Below are 18,079 nucleotides of genomic sequence, written 5' to 3' on the forward strand. Positions count from 1 at the left end.
GGGTTCCCGGCCGCAACGGATACAGTCACGCCCAGGCAACCACGGGGACAGGAGAGGGCCATTACCGGCAACCGGCAGACGAGCTGGGCGTTCGCCGACGCCTACGTCGCCGAGGACGACGTCCTGCGCTGGGCCCGGGACCGGGCCCGTGAGGCGGGGCTGCGCTCGGTGTCGCCCGGCACGGGCGCCGCGCTGCGGATGCTCGCCGCCACCGTGGACGCCAAGGCGGTCGCGGAGATCGGCACCGGTACCGGCGTCTCCGGGATCCACCTCCTGCACGGCATGCGCCCGGACGGTGTCCTGACCACCGTCGACCCCGAGCCGGAGCACCAGCAGTTCGCCCGCCAGGCCTTCCGCGCCTCCGGCTTCGCCAGCAACCGCGCCCGTTTCATCCCGGGCCGCGCGCTGGACGTCCTGCCGCGCCTCGCGGACGCCGGGTACGACCTCGTCTTCTGCGACGGCGACCGGCTGGAGTTCCTCGACTATCTCGCTGAATCGTTGCGCCTGCTGCGTCCGGGTGGCCTGGTCGTCTTCGAGGGCGTCTTCACCAACGGCCGCACCGTCGACTCGGGCCCGCAGCCCACCGAGGTCATACGCATCCGGGAGCTGCTGCGGGCCGTGCGCGAGAGCCAGGACCTGGTGCCCTCTTTGCTGCCGGTGGGTGACGGGCTGCTGTGCGCGGTCAAGCGCTGAGCACCCGGCTCCGCGGACCGGCCGGCTCCGTGGACGCAGCAACCCCGGCACCATGTGCGATGCCGGGGCCGCCGAAAGGGTAGGGTCGCTGCCGCGTCAGCCGACGACCTTCTTGAGGGCGTCGCCGAGCGCGTCGGCCTCGTCAGGGGTCAGCTCGACGACGAGCCGACCGCCGCCTTCGAGCGGAACGCGCATGACGATGCCCCGCCCCTCCTTGGTCACCTCGAGCGGGCCATCGCCCGTCCGCGGCTTCATGGCCGCCATGCTCGTTCCCCTTCCTGAAACCAGCTCATCGTCAAAGCCGACGGCCCCATGGAGGGCACGCGCGTCTGGCAAGACTCGCGACACCGGCATCGAACACATTGCTTCCAAGCCATTATCCCGCATCTCAGGACCCGATGACCAACATCAGTCGGCATCGCTTGGGCAACGCACGCGAGCAAAACCACTCAATTCGGCGATGTGACTGCGATACTGCGCCACCGCACGCACTTCGGCCGCACAGAACCAGACACAATTTCTTTGACGCAGGTCACACGTCCGGTCAGAGCCGTCGTCCGTGATCTCCGCCATGCTGTCCTCAGACATTCGCGTACCGACTGGTACGACCGAACCGCACACCGGAGGGGATACGCCATGGCCGACACCGTGCTCTACGAGGTGAGCGACGGACTCGCGACGATCACGCTGAACCGCCCCGAGGCGATGAACGCGCTGAACGTCGCGGCCAAGGTCGCCCTGCGGGAGGCGGTCCAGGCCGCGGCGGGCGACGACGCCGTACGGGCCGTGCTGCTGACCGCCGCCGGGGAGCGGGCGTTCTGCGTGGGTCAGGACCTGAAGGAGCACATCGGGCTGCTGATCTCCGACCGGGAGACCGGGTCGGGGCACACCATGAGCACCGTCCGGGAGCACTACAACCCGATCGTGCGGGCGCTTGCCGGCATGCCGAAGCCGGTGGTGGCCGGGGTGAACGGGGTCGCGGCGGGGGCGGGCTTCGGGTTCGCGCTGGCCGCGGACTACCGGGTCGTGGCCGACACGGCCGCGTTCAACACGTCGTTCGCCGGGGTGGCGCTGACCGCGGACTCCGGCATCTCGTGGACGCTGCCGCGGGTGGTCGGCCCGGGCCGCGCCGCCGACCTGCTGCTCTTCCCGCGGAACATCAAGGCGCAGGAGGCGTACGAGCTGGGCATCGCGAACCGGCTGGTGCCCGCGGGTGAGCTGCGCGCGGAAGCCGAGAAGGTGGCGCGGGCCCTGGCCGAGGGGCCGACGGTGGCGTACAGCGCGATCAAGGAGGCCGTGGCCTTCGGGCTGTCGCACTCGCTGGAGGAGACCTTGGAGAAGGAGGACGAGCTGCAGACGCGGGCCGGGTCCTCGGAGGACCACGCGATCGCGGTGCAGGCCTTCGTCAACAAGGAGAAGCCGAAGTATCTGGGCCGATGAGTTCGGGGCGGGCGCCGTCGGGGACTGCGGGTTCGTCGTGGTTGATCGCGCAGTTCCCCGCGCCCCTTACGGGGCGCTCCTGGCCACGCAAGCCTGCAAGTGATCGTCGACCAGACCGCACGCCTGCATCAGGGCGTACGCCGTCGTCGGTCCCACGAAGCGCAGGCCCCGCTTCTTCAACGCCTTCGACAGGGCCGTCGACTCGGGCGTGACCGCCGGGACGTCCGCCAGGGTCTTCGGGGCCGGGCGGGCGGCCGGGTCGGGGGCGTGGGACCAGATCAGGTCGTCCAGGTCGCCGGGGGTCCACTCGGCCAGCGCGCGTGCGTTGGCCATGGTCGCCTCGATCTTCGCCCGGTTGCGGATGATGCCGGCATCCGCGAGGAGGCGATCCTTGTCCGCGTCCGTGAAGGTCGCGACCTTGGCGATCTCGAAGCCCGCGAAAGCGGCGCGGAAGCCCTCACGCCGGCGCAGGATCGTGATCCAGGACAGGCCCGACTGGAAGGCCTCCAGGCTGAGGCGTTCGAAAAGGGCGTCGTCCCCGTGGACCGGGCGGCCCCACTCCTCGTCGTGGTACGTCACGTAGTCCGGGGTGGACAGGGCCCAGGGGCAGCGCAGGGCGCCGTCCGGGCCCGCCACCGCCGTACCGTCGCTCACTGCTGGTCCTCCGGGGCGGGCTTGTCCATGGAGATGTGGCCGGGCGAGGTCCGGGCGCCGGCCAGGGCGGACTCCAGGTCGGCGATGCGGGCGTCGCGCTCGGCGAGCTCGGCGCCGAGGCGGCTGAGGGCGTCGTCGACGTCGGCCATGCGGTAGCCGCGGGCGGAGAGCGGGAAGCGGAGGCTGTCGATGTCGCCGCGGCCGATCGGGCGGTCCGGGGGCAGCGGGTCCTGGAGGCGCTCCGGCGCGGCCTCCGGCAGCGGGCCGCCGCCCTCGCCGCCGCCCACCACGGCGAGGGTCACCGCGGCGACCACGACGGCCAGCGCGACGACCAGGAACAGGAACATAAGCATCGCTGTGGCCCCCACGGTCCGGTGAATGCGTGCGGTCGAGTGTGTCAGGGTCCGATCGTGCCATGCGACTCTGACAGTTAGGGTCTCAGGCGGCCGAAAGGCCAGGACGTACCAGGACACTCAGGGAGAGGTCACAGGGGATGCTCAGGCTGGGCAGGCGTGAGTTCGACGCGCACGAGCCGGTGATCATGGCGATCGTGAACCGGACCCCGGACTCCTTCTACGACCAGGGGGCGACGTTCCGCGACGAGCCGGCCCTCGCGCGCGTGGAGCAGGCGGTCGCCGAGGGGGCCGCGATCATCGACATCGGCGGGGTCAAGGCGGGGCCGGGCGAAGAGGTGACCGCCGAGGAGGAGGCGCGGCGCACGGTCGGGTTCGTGGCCGAGGTGCGGCGGCGCTTCCCGGACGTCGTGATCAGCGTGGACACCTGGCGGGCCGAGGTGGGCGCCGCGGTCTGCGAGGCCGGTGCCGATGTGCTGAACGACGCGTGGGGCGGCGTGGACCCCGGGCTCGCGGAGGTCGCCGCGCGCTACGGCGTGGGGCTGGTCTGCACGCATGCCGGGGGCGCGGAGCCCCGGACGCGGCCGCACCGGGTGACGTACGACGACATCATGGCCGACGTGCTGCGGGTGACCGTGGGACTGGCCGAGCGGGCGCTGGAGCTGGGGGTGCCGCGGGAGTCGATCATGATCGATCCCGGGCACGACTTCGGGAAGAACACCCGGCACAGCCTGGAGGCGACCCGGCGGCTCGGGGAGATGGTGGAGACGGGCTGGCCGGTGCTGGTCTCCCTGTCCAACAAGGACTTCGTGGGCGAGACCCTGGACAAGCCCGTCAAGGAGCGGGTGGTCGGGACGCTGGCGACGACCGCGGTGTCGGCGTGGCTGGGCGCGCAGGTGTACCGGGTCCACGAGGTGGCGGAGACCCGGCAGGTGCTGGACATGGTGGCGTCGATCGCGGGCCACCGTCCGCCCGCGGTGGCCCGGCGGGGGCTGGCGTAACGCCTTTTCGCCCCCGCCGCCCCTACCCGTCCCTGGGGGCTGCGCCCCCGGACCCCCGCTTCGGCCCGAACGGCCTCGTCCTCAAACGCCGGACGGGCTGAAAGAACCCGCCCGGCGGGCTGGGTACCGCTAGCGCGCGGCCTCCTTCGACACCAGTGCGACCGCCTCGTCCACGTCGTCCGTGACGTGGAACAGGAGCAGGTCCTTCTCCGACGCCTTGCCCTGGGCGATCAGTGTGTTCGTGAGCCAGTCGACCAGGCCGCCCCAGTAGGCGCTGCCGAACAGGACGATCGGGAAGCGGGTGACCTTCTGGGTCTGGACGAGGGTGAGTGCCTCGAAGAGTTCGTCGAGGGTGCCGAGGCCGCCGGGCAGGACCACGAAGCCCTGGGCGTACTTGACGAACATCATCTTGCGGACGAAGAAGTACCGGAAGTTCAGGCCGATGTCGACGTACGGGTTGAGCCCCTGCTCGAAGGGGAGCTCGATGCCGAGGCCGACCGAGATGCCCTTCGCCTCCAGCGCACCCTTGTTCGCCGCCTCCATGGCGCCGGGTCCGCCGCCCGTGATCACGGCCCAGCCGGCCTCGACCAGGCCGCGGCCGAGGCGGACGCCGGCGTCGTACTCGGGCGAGTCCACGGGTGTGCGCGCCGAGCCGAAGACGCTGATGGCGGGCGGGAGTTCGGCGAGCGTGCCGAAGCCCTCGATGAACTCCGACTGGATGCGCAGGACGCGCCAGGGGTCGGTGTGGACCCAGTCCGACGGGCCTCCCGCGTCCAGCAGCCGCTGGTCCGTGGTGCTCGCGGTCACCTGGTCTCGCCGCCTCAGGACCGGTCCCAGGCGCTGCTCCTCCGGTGGCTGCTTCTTGCCCTCGGGGTTGCCGGTAGCATTATAGCGCTCCCTCCGCTTGCCAGGTCTTTCCACCTCAGCGTAGATCCACGCGGGTTACGGACGGGGGACGCGAGCGTGTCCGCCATGGAGCGCCGTCCCGGCGATCCCGAGGTCCGCGCCCCGCTCCACGCCCCCGTGTACCCCGACGGCTACGCCGTGAGCCACGCCCTCAGCCGCTCCTCGCCCGCCAGGATCTTCGCGGTTTCCACCCGTTCATCCCGCTTGTGGGCCAAGTGCGGATTGCCGGGGCCGTAGTTCACCGCCGGGATGCCGAGGGACGAGAAGCGGGAGACGTCCGTCCAGCCGTACTTGGGCCGCGCGGTGCCTCCGACCGCCTTCATGAACGCAGCCGCCGCCGGGTGGGACAGCCCCGGCAGCGCGCCGCCGCTGTGGTCGTCCACCACGAACTCCTCGACGCCGCAGTCGGCGAAGACCTCGCGGACATGGGCGACTGCCTCCTCCTCGGTGCGGTCCGGGGCGTAGCGGAAGTTGACGGTCACAATGCACTCGTCGGGAATGACGTTGCCCGCCACGCCGCCCGAGATGCCGACCGCGTTCAGGCCCTCGCGGTACTCCAGGCCGTCGATCACCGGGTACCGGGGCTCGTACGAGGCGAGGCGCGCCAGGATCGGGGACGCGGCGTGGATCGCGTTCGAGCCCATCCAGCCACGCGCGGAGTGGGCGCGCTCGCCCTTGGTCCTGAGCAGGACCCTGAGCGTGCCCTGGCAGCCGCCCTCGACCTCGCCGTCCGACGGCTCCAGCAGCACCGCGAAGTCGCCCTCCAGCCACTGCGGGCGGTTCTCGGCGATGTGCTTGAGGCCGTTGAGTTCGGCGGTCACCTCTTCGTTGTCGTAGAAGACGAAGGTCAGGTCGCGGTTCGGGGCCACGACCGTCTCGGCGATGCGGAGCTGGACCGCGACACCGGACTTCATGTCGCAGGTGCCGCAGCCCCACAGGACGCCGTCCTCGTCCAGCCGAGAGGGGACGTTGTCCGCGATCGGCACGGTGTCGATGTGACCGGCGAGGATCACGCGCTCCGGCCGGCCCAGATGCGTGCGCGCCACGACGTTGTTGCCGTACCGCTCGACCGTCAGGTGCGGCAGGGCGCGCAGGGCGGTCTCGATGGCGTCGGCCAGGGGCTTCTCCGTGCCGCTGACGGAGGGGAAGTCTACGAGCTGCGCGGTGAGCTTCGCGGCGTCCAGCGTGAGGTCAAGGGAGGTGTCGGCCATGGTGCCGACCCTAACGCGCCGTGGCGTCGCCCCACTTTTCCCACAGATTTTCGACTGCGCCGGTACCCCTCAGTAACCTCAGCTACCTTGTACGACGTGCCAGAGCTGTCACCCACTCGCAAACGTCGTGGCCGTCTTCTCCGTCGCGGAGCGGCCTTCATGGTTCTGCTCGCCGTGGCGGGCTACCTCGCGGTGCAGTACGTCACCGGGGGCACGGGGACACCGGGCTGCGACGTCGTGTCGGGCAAGGGGGACGGCGCCGGTTACGAGTTCACGCCCGAGCAGGCGGTGAACGCGGCGACGATCGCCGCCGTCGGCACCGGCCGCGGGCTGCCCGAGCGGGCCGTCACGATCGCGCTGGCCACCGCGCTCCAGGAGTCGGGGCTGCGCAACATCGGCCACGGCGACCGCGACTCGCTCGGCCTGTTCCAGCAGCGGCCGTCGATGGGCTGGGGCACGGAGGAGGAGATCCTCGACCCGGTCTACTCGGCGGGCGAGTTCTACGAGCACCTGGTCAAGGTCCCCGACTACACGCGGCTGCCGCTCACCGTCGCCGCCCAGCGCGTCCAGCGCAGCGGCTTCCCGGAGGCGTACGCCAAGCACGAGCCGGACGCGACGCTGCTCGCCGCCGCCCTCACGGGCCGTTCGGCGGCCACGCTGACCTGCGAGGGCCGTCCGGGAACCGCCCGGGCCGCGGGTGCGGACTCCGTACGGGACGCGCTGCTGCGGGACTTCGGGCGCGACGCGCTCCAGCCGGCCGCGGCCGAGGTGAGCGGCGAGAAGGCGGCGCCCTCGCCGACGCCGTCCGTGATCAAGCAGGACGACCGGACCGTGCTGCTGCCGGTGCCGGCCGACGAGGGCTCCGGCGCCGGGCGCCGTGCACGCGAGCGTGGCTGGCAGCTGGCGCACTGGGCCGTGGCCAACGCCTCGGATCTGCATATCAAGCGGGTGTCGTACGGCGGTCGGCAGTGGACCGCCGGGAACACCGACAGCCAGTGGCGCGCGATCACCGGGGCGGGTGCCGCGGAGGCCGGGAGCGGTGCGGGCCCGGTCCGGATCGTCACTGCTCCGTAGTACGCGCGGAGGTTCGACGACTCACTCCGACGGGTTGGTCGAGGTGTCGGGCGGCGACGGTGTGGGCAGGTTTTCGCGCGGCTCCTTCGGAATCCGTCAAAAGCCTTGAGAACAAAGGGCTGTAAGGATTCCCCGGGCTTTCGGACGGGACGCGCTTTGCCCGTTTTTATCCGCAGGCGATAATGCGACGCATTGCCAACTCTTTACATTGGCGCGCCGCAACCTTCGCGGGCTTCGAGCGGTAGTCACTGCGTCCGAGCCCGGAGATCAACAGCCAGTCGGTCCACCGTCAGTCGCCGCCGCCCAGTCGGCTCAACTGCCGGGCAAGGTCGGACACTTCATCGTTCTCATCCGACAGACCCGTCGAAGGAGCATCATGTCCCTCCCCCTGACCCGCCGGATCGCCCGTGCCGCGCTGCTCGTCGCTGCGGGGGCGGCTGCCGGGGTCGGTGCGGCCGGCTCCGCCAGCGCGGCCCCCGGACTGCCCGAGGCCCCCCAGGTCGGTGGCCTGACCGCCCTGGACGGCACGACTGTCGTCGACGGCGCCACCCAGAACGCCGCCGGGCTCGCGGGCGGGGCCGTCGACACGGCGGTCGACAAGGCGCTCCCGACCGCGGCCAAGACCGGCGACAAGGTGACCAAGAGCGGCGGCAAGGCCGCGAAGAAGGCGGTACCGGCCGCGAAGAAGGCCGGTGGCAAGGTGACGAAGACCGGCGGCAAGGTCGCCAAGGAGCGTGCCGCGGCCGCGCAGCAGACCGCTGGTGGCGTGGCCGGGTCGGTCGGTGCCGTCCTCGGTGACGCGGCGGGTTCGGCCACGCAGGGCGGCCTGCCCGCGACCGGCTCGCTGCCGGTGCAGGGCCTTCCCGTCGGCTGACGATCGGCTGCGCCTGGCTTGAGCCGACGGGGTTCAGGGAGTTCCCTGGCCCCGTCGGCTTTTGCGTTCCTGCATCCGCGGGGTGATCACGCCAGGCGGCGTACCGCCGCCTCCACTCGGGCGTCCGTCGCCGTGAACGCCACTCGTACGTGGCGGGCGCCGGCCTCGCCGTAGAAGTCGCCGGGGGCCACCAGGACGCCGAGTTCGGCCAGGTGGGCGACGGTGGCCCAGCAGGACTCGTCGCGGGTGGCCCAGAGGTAGAGGCTGGCCTCGCTGTGCTCGATGCGGAAGCCGTGGGCCTCGAGCGCCCCGCGCAGGGCCGTGCGGCGGGCGGCGTAGCGGTCGCGCTGGACGCGGACGTGCTCGTCGTCGCCGAGGGCCGCGACGACCGCCGCCTGGGTCGGGGCCGACGTCATCATGCCGCCGTGCTTGCGGATCTCCAGGAGCGGGCCGAGGACCGCCGGGTCGCCGGCCAGGAACGCCGCCCGGTAGCCCGCCAGGTTCGACCGCTTCGACAGGGAGTGCACCGCGACGATGCCGTCGTAGGAGCCGCCGTTGACGTCCGGGTGCAGGACCGAGACCGGGTCCGCCTCCCAGCCCAGCTCCAGGTAGCACTCGTCGGAGAAGATCAGGACGCCGTGCTCACGGGCCCAGGCGACGATCCGGGTCAGCTCCTGCCCGGAGAGGACCTTGCCGGTGGGGTTGGACGGCGAGTTCAGCCAGAGCAGCTTCAGACCGCGCGGGTCCAGCTCGGTCGGGTCGTCGTACACCTCGTACTCGGCGCGGGCGAGCCGGGCGCCCACCTCGTACGTCGGGTAGGCCAGCCGCGGGTACGCCACCCGGTCGCCGGGGCCGAGACCCAGCTGGGTGGGGAGCCAGGCGACCAGTTCCTTGGAGCCGACGATCGGCAGGACGTGCCGATGGGTGACCCCACGGGCGCCCAGGCGGCGCTCAACCCAGCCCGTGATCGCGTCGCGCAGCGCCGGGGTGCCCCAGACCGTCGGATAGCCCGGGGAGTCCGCGGCGTCGATCAGCGCCTTCTGGATCAGCTCGGGGACCGGGTCGACCGGCGTGCCGACGGAGAGGTCGACGATCCCGTCCGGATGCGCGGCGGCCGTCTTCTTGTACGGCTCCAGCTTGTCCCAGGGAAAGGTCGGAAGGCGGTCGGAGACTGCGGACACGGATCTGGCTCACTTTCTGGTACTGCCGGTACTGCCGGTGTCACCGGTACGGCCGGATACGGCAACGCCTCGGTCCCGTACGGTGATCAAGGCGATCAGGCCGTACGGGACCGAGGCGGCACGCTGTGCGGGTCGCCGTGAGGATTACTCGGCCTGCGGCGGCAGCGCGGCGATGAAGGGGTGGTCGCGCTCGATCAGGCCCAGCTTGCTGGCGCCGCCGGGGGAGCCGAGCTCGTCGAAGAACTCGACGTTCGCCTTGTAGTAGTCCTTCCACTCCTCCGGAGTGTCGTCCTCGTAGAAGATCGCCTCGACCGGGCACACCGGCTCACAGGCTCCGCAGTCGACGCATTCGTCCGGGTGGATGTACAAGGACCGGGAGCCCTCGTAGATGCAGTCGACCGGGCACTCCTCGATGCACGCCTTGTCCTTGACGTCGACACAAGGCTGCGCGATGACGTAGGTCACGCTGTCGTTCCTCCTCGATAGGGCGCTGGCGGGCCTCTTCAGGCTCCGCCGCCTGGCGCGCGGGAGCGCGGCGTCGTCGATGCCCGCCCCTAGTATCTCCGTTCTTGGGCATGATCCGAACAGGAGGGGTGAAGTGACCTGTGGAAATATCTGCGACGGGGCGCCTTGAGGTCCGAATCACCGCTGCTGACGTGGGCAAACGGGTCTCCGTACGCCGCCGACACGATCCTGCGACCGAGGGTGAGAAGTTCACCGACACGGTGGGTGTTCTCGCATCATGGGACGACGGTGTGCTGCTGATCACACGGAAGAGTGGCGAGACCGTCCACATTCCGGAAGCGTCACTGGTCGCGGGCAAGGTGGTGCCGCCCGCTCCGGCCCGCCGGCGCGGCCCCGCCGCCTCCTACGAGGAACTCGCCCGCGTCTCCGCACGCGCGTGGCGGCCCGTGGAGAGCGAGCGGCTCGGCGAGTGGGAGCTGCGTGCAGCCGCCGGGTTCACCCGCCGCGCCAACTCGGCACTGCCGCTCGGCGACCCCGGCCTGCCGCTGCCGGCCGCGCTGGACGCCGTACGGCGCTGGTACGGCGAGCGCGGGCTCCCCGCGTACGTCCAGACCGCGACCGGGGCCGAGGGCACGCAGGAGCTGTTGTGCGCGGAGCTGGAGCGGCTGGGGTGGACCCGTGAGGTCACCGCGGAGCTGTGGATCGGGGCGCTGGCGCCGGTCGCGGACCGGGACGAGGGCGCCGGAGTGGTGCTGTCCCGGGAGGCGGACGACGCTTGGCTTACGCGGTATCAGCGCAAGGGGGTGAGCGAGGTGGCCCTGAAGGTGCTGGGCAGCGGACCTTCTGTGTGGTTCGCGACGGTCCCGGGCGAGGGCGGTGGTGCGCCCGCCGCCATCGGGCGGTGTGTCGTGGACGGGCGGTGGGCCGGTTTCGCCGCCGTGGAGGTGGACCCGGCGCTGCGGCGGCGGGGACTGGCCACCCGGGTGATGGCCGCGCTGGCCCGGCGGGCCCTGGAGGAGGGTGCGTCGGCGGCGTGGCTGCAGGTCGAGGCGGACAACGCGGGCGCGCGAGGGCTGTACGCCGGCATGGGATTCGCCGCGCATCACGCGTACCACCACTATCGATCAGTGTGAGCAGCGGTACCGATCGCCGTGAAAGGGCACGAGCCAGCTATGCGTCCCCTGTACCCCCCGACCCCCGAACGTTCCGCCGAGCTGCGGCGGCGGTTCGCCGAAGAGGCCCGGTCCGAGCGGCCTGACCTGTCCACGCTGTGTCTGCTGGTGGGAGCGGAGGCCGACGGCGCGCTGGACGAGGCCGGGATGGACTCCGCGCAGGTCGCGCTGGACGAGCTCGCCGGGCAGCTGCCGTACCGGCCCGGCGGGCCGCGGGCGTGGGCCGTCGCGCTGCGGGAGTTGCTCGGGGAGCGGTACGGGTTCCGCGGCTGCGCGGCGGACTACCAGCGGCTGGAGTCGTCGTTGCTGCACGAGGTGCTGCGGCGGCGGCGCGGGCTGCCGATCCTGCTGTCGGTGGTGTGGCTGGAGGTGGCCCGGCGGGCGGGGGCGCCCGTGTACGGGGTCGCTCTGCCCGGCCATTTCGTGGTGGGGTTCGGGCCCGCCGACGATCAGGTGCTCGCCGATCCCTTCGACGGGGGGCGGGTGCTGACGGGCGGCGACGCGGATCTGCTGGTGGCGGGGGCCACGGGGGCGCCGTTGCAGCCGTCGATGCTGACGCCGGCCGATCCGCTGGAGGTGGTGCAGCGGATCCTGAACAACGTACGGGCGTGGGCGGCGGCCCGGCCCGAGCGCACGGATGTCGCCCTGTGGGCGCTGGAGTTGTCCCTGTCGCTGCCGTCGCATCCGGCACGGTTGCGGTTCGAGCGGGCGCAGTTGCTCGTCCAGCGGGGGGACTTCGTCGCGGGGGCCGTGGAGTTGGAGGAGTACGCGGAGTTGATCTGTGAGGTTGATGAGGGGGCGGCGGAGCGGGTACGGGGGGAGGCACGGGCCGCTCGGGCGATGTTGAACTAGGCCCCGCGCCCGTAAAAGCAGGGCGTTACAGCCAGCCCTTCTCCCTCGCGATCCGGACCGCCTCCGCCCTGTTGCGGACCGCCAGTTTCTGGATCGCTGTGGACAGGTAGTTGCGGACCGTGCCCTGGGAGAGGTGCAGGGTCGCTGCGAGTTCGGCGTTGGTGGAGCCGTCCTCCGCTGCTCGCAGGACCTCTCGTTCGCGGTCCGTCAGGGGGTTGGCGCCCTCCGCGAGGGCCGCTGCCGCCAGGGTGGGGTCGATGACCCGCTCCCCCGCCAGCACCTTGCGTACCGCTTCGGCGAGTTGGGCCGCGGGAGCGTCCTTGACCAGGAAGGCGTCGGCACCCGACTCCATCGCGCTGCGCAGGTAGCCGGGGCGGCCGAAGGTCGTGAGGACGACCAGCTTCACGGACGGCAGCTCCTGGTGCAGGAGCGCCGCCGCCTCTATCCCCGTCGCGCCGGGCATCTCGATGTCCAGGAGCGCCACGTCCACGGCGTGCTCACGGGCCGCCGCCAGGACCTCGTCGCCGCGGGCCACCTGGACGACGACCTCGATGTCGTCCTCCAGGCCGAGCAGGGCGGCCAGGGCCTCGCGGACCATCGACTGGTCCTCGGCGAGGAGGACCTTGATCGTGGGGCTCATGTCGCGGATCCTACGTGCGCCGAAGCCGGCACCGGGACGCGGGCCGTGAGACGGAAGCCGTGCCGGGTGCCGCCCGCCTCCAGGGTGCCGCCTGCCTTGGTGAGGCGTTCCGTGAGGCCCGTCAGTCCGTGGCCGGGGCCGCCGCCCCCGTCGCCGGAGCCGTCGTCCTCGACGGAGAGTTCCAGGACGAGGCCGTCGAGGGTCTGGCGGCGCAGCAGCTCGACCGTGCAGCGCCGGGCGCCGCTGTGCCGTACGACGTTGGTGACCGCCTCGCGCAACGCCCAGGCCAGAGCCGTCTCGCTGTCCTCGGGGACGCCGGTGAGGTCGGGCTCCGCGGGGAGCTCGGCCGTCACCTCCGCGGCCGTCAGGGCGACGCTGGCGCCCGCCAGTTCGGCGGCCAGGCGGGGGCGGCGGTAGCCCGAGACGGCCTCGCGGACGTCGACCAGGGCCTGCCGGCTGACCTGTTCGATGTCGGCGACCTGCTGGGCCGCCTTGTCGGGCTGGCCCGGGAGCATGCGGCCCGCCAGCTCGCTCTTGATGGTGATCAGGGACAGGGAGTGGCCGAGCAGGTCGTGCAGGTCGCGGGCCAGGCGCAGGCGTTCCTCGTTGGCGGCCAGCTGGGCGACCGTGGCACGGGCCTCCCGCAACGCGACCGTGGTGCGGATGAGTTCGCGCACGCCGGTCATGGCGAAGCCGCCCAGCAGGGCCGGGATCAGCAGTCCGGCCAGGAACTCCTTGCCTCCCGGTGTCGCGAACGCGATCAGGGTCATCAGCGCGGACGCGCCCGGGATCGTCCAGCGGGCCATGCGCAGCGGCAGGGCCGCGCCGGACGCGATCGAGACGTACACGAACAGCACCAGCCACTCCCGGCCCAGAGTGAGGGCCAGGAGCGTGGACTGGGCGGCGAGGACGCCGAGCGAGGCGAGGACGACGCTGTTGCGTTCGCCGCGGCCGGTGCGGAACAGCAGCAGCATGTACCAGGTGACGAACGCCGCGAGGCCGATCCAGCCGAGGATCCGCACGCCCGTGCTGTGGCCGCCGTGCAGCAGGTCGGTGGCCGGTGCGCTCAGGTAGACCAGCCAGATGCCGGTCCACAGGAGCTTGACGAACCGTTGCTTGCGATTCTCCGGGCGCTGCCCGATGCCGACTCCCGTGCCGCTCACGCCTTCAACGTGTCCTTCCGGTACAGCCAGGCCGCACCGCCCGTGAACAGGGCGAAGGAGACGACGAGGACGACGAGGTCCTTCGCGTGCGGCGCCCGGCTCTGTTCGATCGCCTGCCCGAGGGCAGCGTACGCGTGTGTGGGCACCCACTCGGCGATGTCCTGGAGCCAGCCCGGGAAGGACGTGGTCGGCATCCACAGGCCGCCGAGGATGGAGAGACCGAAGTAGGTGATCATCGTGATCGGGCGGACCGCGTCCCCGCTCGCGAGGTAACCGAGGGCGACGCCCAGCGCGGCGAAGACGAGGCTGCCGGCCCAGATCGCGCCGGTCAGGGCGAGCCACTGCCAGGCATCCAGGCGTACGTCCTTCACGGCCGCCGCGACGACGAAGACGACCACGATCGACGGCAGGCTGACCACGGCGGAGCCGGCCGTCTTCGCGAGGACGTAACCGTGCCCGGGCAGTGTCGTGAGCCGCAGCTGCCGTACCCAGCCGCCCTCCCGCTCCTTGGCGATGCGCTCGCTGTTGCCCATCAGGACGGCGGTGAGGGCGCCGAAGGACGCCATGGACACCATCATGTAGGTCGGCAGCGTCAGGCCCGTGCCGTCGATCTTCGTGGTGCTGTCGGCACTGCCCGCGATGAGCAGGAACAGCAGCGACGGGTAGAGCACGGAGAAGAACAGGAACTTGCGGTTGCGCAGGGCGCGGGTGAGTTCGAGCTTGATCAGGCCCCGCGAAGCAAAAATACTCAGCATGAGGTGCGGGCCTCCTCGGCCTCCGTGATGGCGACGAACGCCTGCTCCAGGCCGAGCCCGGCGACTTCGAGGTTGCGGGGGTACAGGCCGAGGCCGTAGAGCGCGTGGACGGTGGCGTCGGCGTCGGCGGACTGGATGCGGACGGTGTGGCCTGACACGTCGAGGTACGTCAGGAAGGGCAGGGCCCGCAGCGCGCTCTCGTCGATGTCCGTGTCGTGCAGGTCGAAGGAGACGCGCCGCGCCCCCGCCTTCGCCTTGATCTCGGCCGCCGTGCCGTCCGCCAGCAGCCGTCCCCGGTGCAGGACGAGCACACGGTCGGCTATGGCGTCGGCCTCCTCCAGGTAGTGCGTGGCGAACAGGACGGTCCGGCCCTGGTCGGCCTGCTCGCGCATGGTGGCCCAGAAGGCGTGGCGGGTGGTGACGTCCATGCCGGTCGTCGGCTCGTCCAGGACGATCAGGTCGCTGTCGCCGGCGGTCGCCAGGGCGAAGCGCACGCGCTGGGCCTGGCCGCCGGAGAGCTTGTCGACCTTGCGGTCGGCGATCTTCGAGACACCCGCGCGGGCCAGCACGTCGGAGACCTTGTACGGCCTCGGGTGCAGATCGCAGGCGAGCCGCACCAGTTCGGCGACGGTGACCTCGTCCATCAGCCCGCCGCTCTGGAGCATGGCGCCCACCCGCCCGGCGACGATGGCCTCGCGCGGGCCGGTGCCGAAGATCCGCACCGTGCCGCTGTCGGGCTGCCTGAGGCCGAGCAGCAGGTCGAGCGTGGTCGACTTGCCGGCCCCGTTCGGGCCCAGCAGGGCCACGGTCTCCCCCGGGTGCAGCGCGAGCGTCAGCCCGTCGACGGCCCGGACGCTCCCGTAGCTCTTGCTCACCCGGTCGAATCCGACCACCTCAGTCGTCGTGTTCAACGCTGTCGTTGTCATGTGCCCAAGACTGGCCGCAGGGGCGCCCGGCCCGGCAGTGTCGGCGATCCTGACTGCCGGATGACAGATGTCATACGACGAGGGGGCACCCGGCGTGTGCCGGGTGCCCCCTCGTCCGAACGGCTGCGCTAGCTCGGGTCGGTGTCGATGGTGACGGTGCGCTCCGCGGCCGTCTTGCCGCGCAGCGCCTTGCGCAGGGCGGAGGCGACATCCTGCGGAAGGACGTCGCGCTTGCCGCTCGCGCCGTTGATCTGCACGCCGTCGAAGGTGGCGCCGTAGGCCGCCTGGAGCGCCTTGAGGTCGTAGGTGTCCACGAGCTTGCCGTTGACCGCCTTGACGCCGAGGATCTTCGGCAGCGACAGGGAGCCGAACGGGATGCTGTGTGCGGCGTCCGTCTGGACCGTGACCTTTTCGGCCATCGCCGGCTCGGCGAACTCCTTCATGAACCGGTCGACCTCGGCCTTGGTGACCGTCGGCTGCTTGGCGGTGGTCGCCACCTTCACCGGGGCGGACGCGCCGGTCTCCACCTGGGTGCGGTACGCCTCCTCGACCGCCGTGGTCGACCCGGCGACGTCGATGCCCTGGCCGGCCTTGCCGTACACGGCGACCGCCTTGCCGGTCTTGAAGGAGACCGAGCCCTCGGTCACCGAGCCGGAGCCGCCGGAGGCGTCCTCCAGGGCGGCGTGCAGCTTCTCCTCGTCGGTCGGCATGACCGGGTCGACGACCCGCTGGTTGCCGAAGAGGGAGCCGATCACGGAGATCGGGTTGTAGTCGCTGCTCGCGGCCGTGCTGACCGTCTGCTGCATGTCGAACTGGAGCCCCGCCTGGTCCGGCTGCAGGGCCACGGTCCTGCCGCCCACGGACAGCTTCAGCGGCTTGTTGACCCGCTCGTCGAAGGCGTCGTTGAGCTTGCGGACCGCGTCGTCGCGGGTGCCGCCGCCGATGTCGACACCGAGCACGGTGGTGCCCTTGGGCACGTCGGTGTGGTTCATCAGCAAGCCCGCGCCGTACAGGCCGCCCGCGAGGACGACCACGCCGCCGACGATCAGGGCCCGCTTGTTGCGGCCCTTCTTCTTCGGCGCGCGGGAGGACGAGGAGCTCGACGAGGACGGCTCGGGGAGCTTCGGGGGCGTGTGCGGCCCGGACGACGTGTCCGTGCCGCCCGGCCCGAAGGGGCCGCCGCTCTGGGCGCCGCCGGGCACGATCGGGATGCCGCTGGTGACGGTGTGGCCGGAGACGTTGTCGGCGACGCCGTAGTTCGGGCCGCCGGGCTCGGGGGCCGGCTTCTGCGGCGTGAGGATCGCGGTGTCGTCGCTCATACCGGCGCCGGGGCCGTGGCCCGGGGCGTTGAAGGCGGCGCCGGGACCGTTCGGGCCGGGTCCGTTCGGGCCGGGTCCGTTCGGGCCGGGTCCGTTCGGGCCGGGGGCGCCGGGGCCTGCGGGGCCTGCCGGGCCGACGTTGATGCCGGGGATGCCGGCACCGCCCGGAGCGCCGGGACCGCCCGGTCCCACCGGACCGCGACTGCCCGGGCCGCGGCCGCCGGGTCCGCTGCGGCCGCCCGGTCCGCCGCCCGCGACCGGCGGCACCGCCGGTCCGTCGCCAGTGACGGGGCCGGACGTGGGGCCGGCGGGACCCTGCGGGCCGCCTCGGCCGCCACGGCCGTTCGGGCCGTTGAAGTCGCTGGAGCCACCGAAGTCGCCCGGGGCGTTGAAGTCGGCGGCCGGGTCGAAGCCGGCCGGGCCGCCCTGGGCGGCGTAGCCGCCGGGGCCGTTGGGGCCGCTCTGCGCGCCCTGGCCGCCGAAGCCGTTCTGGCCGTTCTGCCCGTTCTGGGCGTCGGTTCCGTTCTCCGCGAAGTACGGCAGGTCGTCGCGGCGCGCCTCGCCGCCGGGGCGGGCGCCGTTGCCGTTGCCCAGCGGGCCCGCCGCCAGTGCCTCGGTGACGTCGAAGGAGCCGGTGCCGCCGCCGTGGCCGGGAGCCACGGGTCCGCCGGTCGCCCCGGGGAGCCCCGCGCCGCCGGGACGGGAGCCGCCGTCCGGCCGTGCGCCGTTCCCGCTGCCGGGTCGGGGGCCGCCGGGCGCGTTCATCGAGCCGACGACACCGCCGGGCCGCCCGGGACCGGTGGCCGGACCGGCACCGGCGGGACCGCCCGCACCGGGGCCCGAACCGCCGGGCAGACCTGCGCCGTTGGTGGCCGGGCCGCCCTGACCGCCCTTGCCGCCGGAGGACTTGCGCGGTGCGAACCAGTCGCTCGTCTTCTCCCCCGCCGGTGGAGCGGGGTCGGCCGGCGGCTCGACGCCACCCGTGGCGGCCGCCGGCGGCGGCGCCTGGGTCTCGGCGGTTTCGCCCGGATTCCCGGCTTCTGGGACGGGCTTTCGGACGACGACCGGCGGAATGGGCCGCGATCCGGGGATGTTGATCCGGATCCGGGTCGTCAGCGTCGTCTCGGTCTTGCGTTCCTCCGGCTTCGCGGCCGAACGGCCCTCGTCCGCAGCGCTGTCGGAAACCATGGGGATCCCGTACGGCGGCGTGCCCGAGGGGTACGCGGCACCCCCGCGCCCGTTGGGCCCGGAGGACGGACTGTCAGTTTCACGACTCAAGGCAGGTTCTCCCGGTTGGCTCCACCGCCCGTTTCGACCTCATTGCTGCGGTCGGCTCGGCGGCGCGCACCACCATACTGGCCACCCCTGGCGCGTATCCCACGACCGCCTGGGAAACCCAC

General features: G+C 72.2%; 19 protein-coding genes. 7 read left to right on the top strand and 12 right to left on the bottom strand.

Annotation, left to right across the window (positions count from 1 at the left end; genetic code table 11):
• Positions 1–60 precede the first annotated feature (60 nt).
• A complete protein-coding gene (locus CP983_RS15015) occupies positions 61–693 on the top strand; it encodes an O-methyltransferase (RefSeq protein WP_093747197.1) in 633 nt (210 codons plus the stop codon).
• A gap of 96 nt (positions 694–789) precedes the next feature.
• On the opposite strand, the gene CP983_RS15020 is transcribed toward CP983_RS15015, so the two are convergent.
• Complete coding sequence (locus CP983_RS15020) at positions 790–957, bottom strand: DUF3117 domain-containing protein (protein WP_003966491.1); 168 nt, start codon at positions 955–957, stop codon at positions 790–792.
• A gap of 372 nt (positions 958–1,329) precedes the next feature.
• Here CP983_RS15020 and chcB point away from each other — a divergent pair, with 372 nt between their 5' ends.
• The gene (chcB, locus tag CP983_RS15025; RefSeq protein ID WP_125529652.1) at positions 1,330–2,133 is read left to right on the top strand and encodes a 2-cyclohexenylcarbonyl CoA isomerase; all 804 of its coding nucleotides are present in this window, start codon (positions 1,330–1,332) and stop codon (positions 2,131–2,133) included.
• Between the two features lie 66 nt (positions 2,134–2,199).
• Here the strand turns inward: chcB and CP983_RS15030 are convergent, their stop codons facing one another.
• Complete coding sequence (locus tag CP983_RS15030; protein WP_107903143.1) at positions 2,200–2,787, bottom strand: DNA-3-methyladenine glycosylase I; 588 nt, start codon at positions 2,785–2,787, stop codon at positions 2,200–2,202.
• Positions 2,784–3,140, bottom strand: coding sequence for a DivIVA domain-containing protein (locus CP983_RS15035; protein WP_229914883.1), 357 nt, complete (start codon positions 3,138–3,140; stop codon positions 2,784–2,786). Before CP983_RS15035 ends, CP983_RS15030 begins: the two co-directional genes overlap by 4 nt.
• Before the next feature lie 140 nt (positions 3,141–3,280).
• Here CP983_RS15035 and folP point away from each other — a divergent pair, with 140 nt between their 5' ends.
• The gene (gene folP / locus CP983_RS15040; protein WP_107903148.1) at positions 3,281–4,141 is read left to right on the top strand and encodes a dihydropteroate synthase; all 861 of its coding nucleotides are present in this window, start codon (positions 3,281–3,283) and stop codon (positions 4,139–4,141) included.
• A 129-nt stretch (positions 4,142–4,270) separates the two neighbouring features.
• On the opposite strand, the gene CP983_RS15045 is transcribed toward folP, so the two are convergent.
• Positions 4,271–5,062, bottom strand: a complete 792-nt coding sequence (locus CP983_RS15045) for an LOG family protein (protein ID WP_150499873.1) — start codon at positions 5,060–5,062, stop codon at positions 4,271–4,273.
• Between the two features lie 116 nt (positions 5,063–5,178).
• Positions 5,179–6,258 carry a succinyl-diaminopimelate desuccinylase gene (gene dapE, locus CP983_RS15050; protein ID WP_150499874.1) on the bottom strand — a complete coding sequence of 360 codons (1,080 nt, stop codon included), beginning with the start codon at positions 6,256–6,258 and terminating at the stop codon, positions 5,179–5,181.
• Between the two features lie 96 nt (positions 6,259–6,354).
• On the opposite strand from dapE, the gene CP983_RS15055 reads away from it, so the two are divergent.
• Both CP983_RS15055 and CP983_RS15060 read left to right on the top strand, forming a co-directional pair.
• Complete coding sequence (locus CP983_RS15055) at positions 6,355–7,332, top strand: VldE C-terminal domain-containing protein (protein ID WP_125529310.1); 978 nt, start codon at positions 6,355–6,357, stop codon at positions 7,330–7,332.
• A 376-nt stretch (positions 7,333–7,708) separates the two neighbouring features.
• The gene (locus CP983_RS15060) at positions 7,709–8,206 is read left to right on the top strand and encodes an ATP-binding protein (protein WP_150499875.1); all 498 of its coding nucleotides are present in this window, start codon (positions 7,709–7,711) and stop codon (positions 8,204–8,206) included.
• 86 nt (positions 8,207–8,292) lie between these two features.
• On the opposite strand, the gene CP983_RS15065 is transcribed toward CP983_RS15060, so the two are convergent.
• Positions 8,293–9,387 carry a bifunctional succinyldiaminopimelate transaminase/glutamate-prephenate aminotransferase gene (locus tag CP983_RS15065; RefSeq protein ID WP_150499876.1) on the bottom strand — a complete coding sequence of 365 codons (1,095 nt, stop codon included), beginning with the start codon at positions 9,385–9,387 and terminating at the stop codon, positions 8,293–8,295.
• A gap of 144 nt (positions 9,388–9,531) precedes the next feature.
• Entirely contained in the window at positions 9,532–9,852 is a 321-nt protein-coding gene (fdxA, locus tag CP983_RS15070; protein WP_030961637.1) for a ferredoxin, read from the bottom strand.
• Positions 9,853–9,992: 140 nt separating this feature from the next.
• On the opposite strand from fdxA, the gene CP983_RS15075 reads away from it, so the two are divergent.
• A complete protein-coding gene (locus CP983_RS15075) occupies positions 9,993–10,985 on the top strand; it encodes a GNAT family N-acetyltransferase (RefSeq protein WP_107903160.1) in 993 nt (330 codons plus the stop codon).
• A gap of 39 nt (positions 10,986–11,024) precedes the next feature.
• Entirely contained in the window at positions 11,025–11,876 is an 852-nt protein-coding gene (locus tag CP983_RS15080) for a transglutaminase family protein (RefSeq protein ID WP_107903162.1), read from the top strand.
• A gap of 25 nt (positions 11,877–11,901) precedes the next feature.
• On the opposite strand, the gene CP983_RS15085 is transcribed toward CP983_RS15080, so the two are convergent.
• The 5 genes from CP983_RS15085 to CP983_RS43975 all read right to left on the bottom strand — a co-directional run bounded on the left by CP983_RS15085 (position 11,902) and on the right by CP983_RS43975 (position 17,957).
• The gene (locus CP983_RS15085; RefSeq protein ID WP_107903164.1) at positions 11,902–12,516 is read right to left on the bottom strand and encodes a response regulator transcription factor; all 615 of its coding nucleotides are present in this window, start codon (positions 12,514–12,516) and stop codon (positions 11,902–11,904) included.
• Complete coding sequence (locus CP983_RS15090; RefSeq protein ID WP_150499877.1) at positions 12,513–13,679, bottom strand: sensor histidine kinase; 1,167 nt, start codon at positions 13,677–13,679, stop codon at positions 12,513–12,515. Before CP983_RS15090 ends, CP983_RS15085 begins: the two co-directional genes overlap by 4 nt.
• On the bottom strand, positions 13,676–14,434 hold the full coding sequence (locus tag CP983_RS15095) for an ABC transporter permease (protein WP_107903166.1): 759 nt from the start codon (positions 14,432–14,434) through the stop codon (positions 13,676–13,678). The genes CP983_RS15090 and CP983_RS15095 overlap by 4 nt, the downstream gene beginning before the upstream one ends.
• Positions 14,428–15,360, bottom strand: coding sequence for an ABC transporter ATP-binding protein (locus tag CP983_RS15100; protein ID WP_150499878.1), 933 nt, complete (start codon positions 15,358–15,360; stop codon positions 14,428–14,430). The genes CP983_RS15095 and CP983_RS15100 overlap by 7 nt, the downstream gene beginning before the upstream one ends.
• 128 nt (positions 15,361–15,488) lie before the next feature.
• Positions 15,489–17,957: a hypothetical protein gene (locus CP983_RS43975; RefSeq protein ID WP_189748870.1), complete on the bottom strand. Its 2,469-nt coding sequence runs from the start codon at positions 17,955–17,957 to the stop codon at positions 15,489–15,491.
• Between the last annotated feature and the right edge of the window lie 122 nt (positions 17,958–18,079).

Origin of the sequence: Streptomyces chartreusis, assembly GCF_008704715.1 — a bacterium.
Lineage (GTDB): Bacteria > Actinomycetota > Actinomycetes > Streptomycetales > Streptomycetaceae > Streptomyces > Streptomyces chartreusis.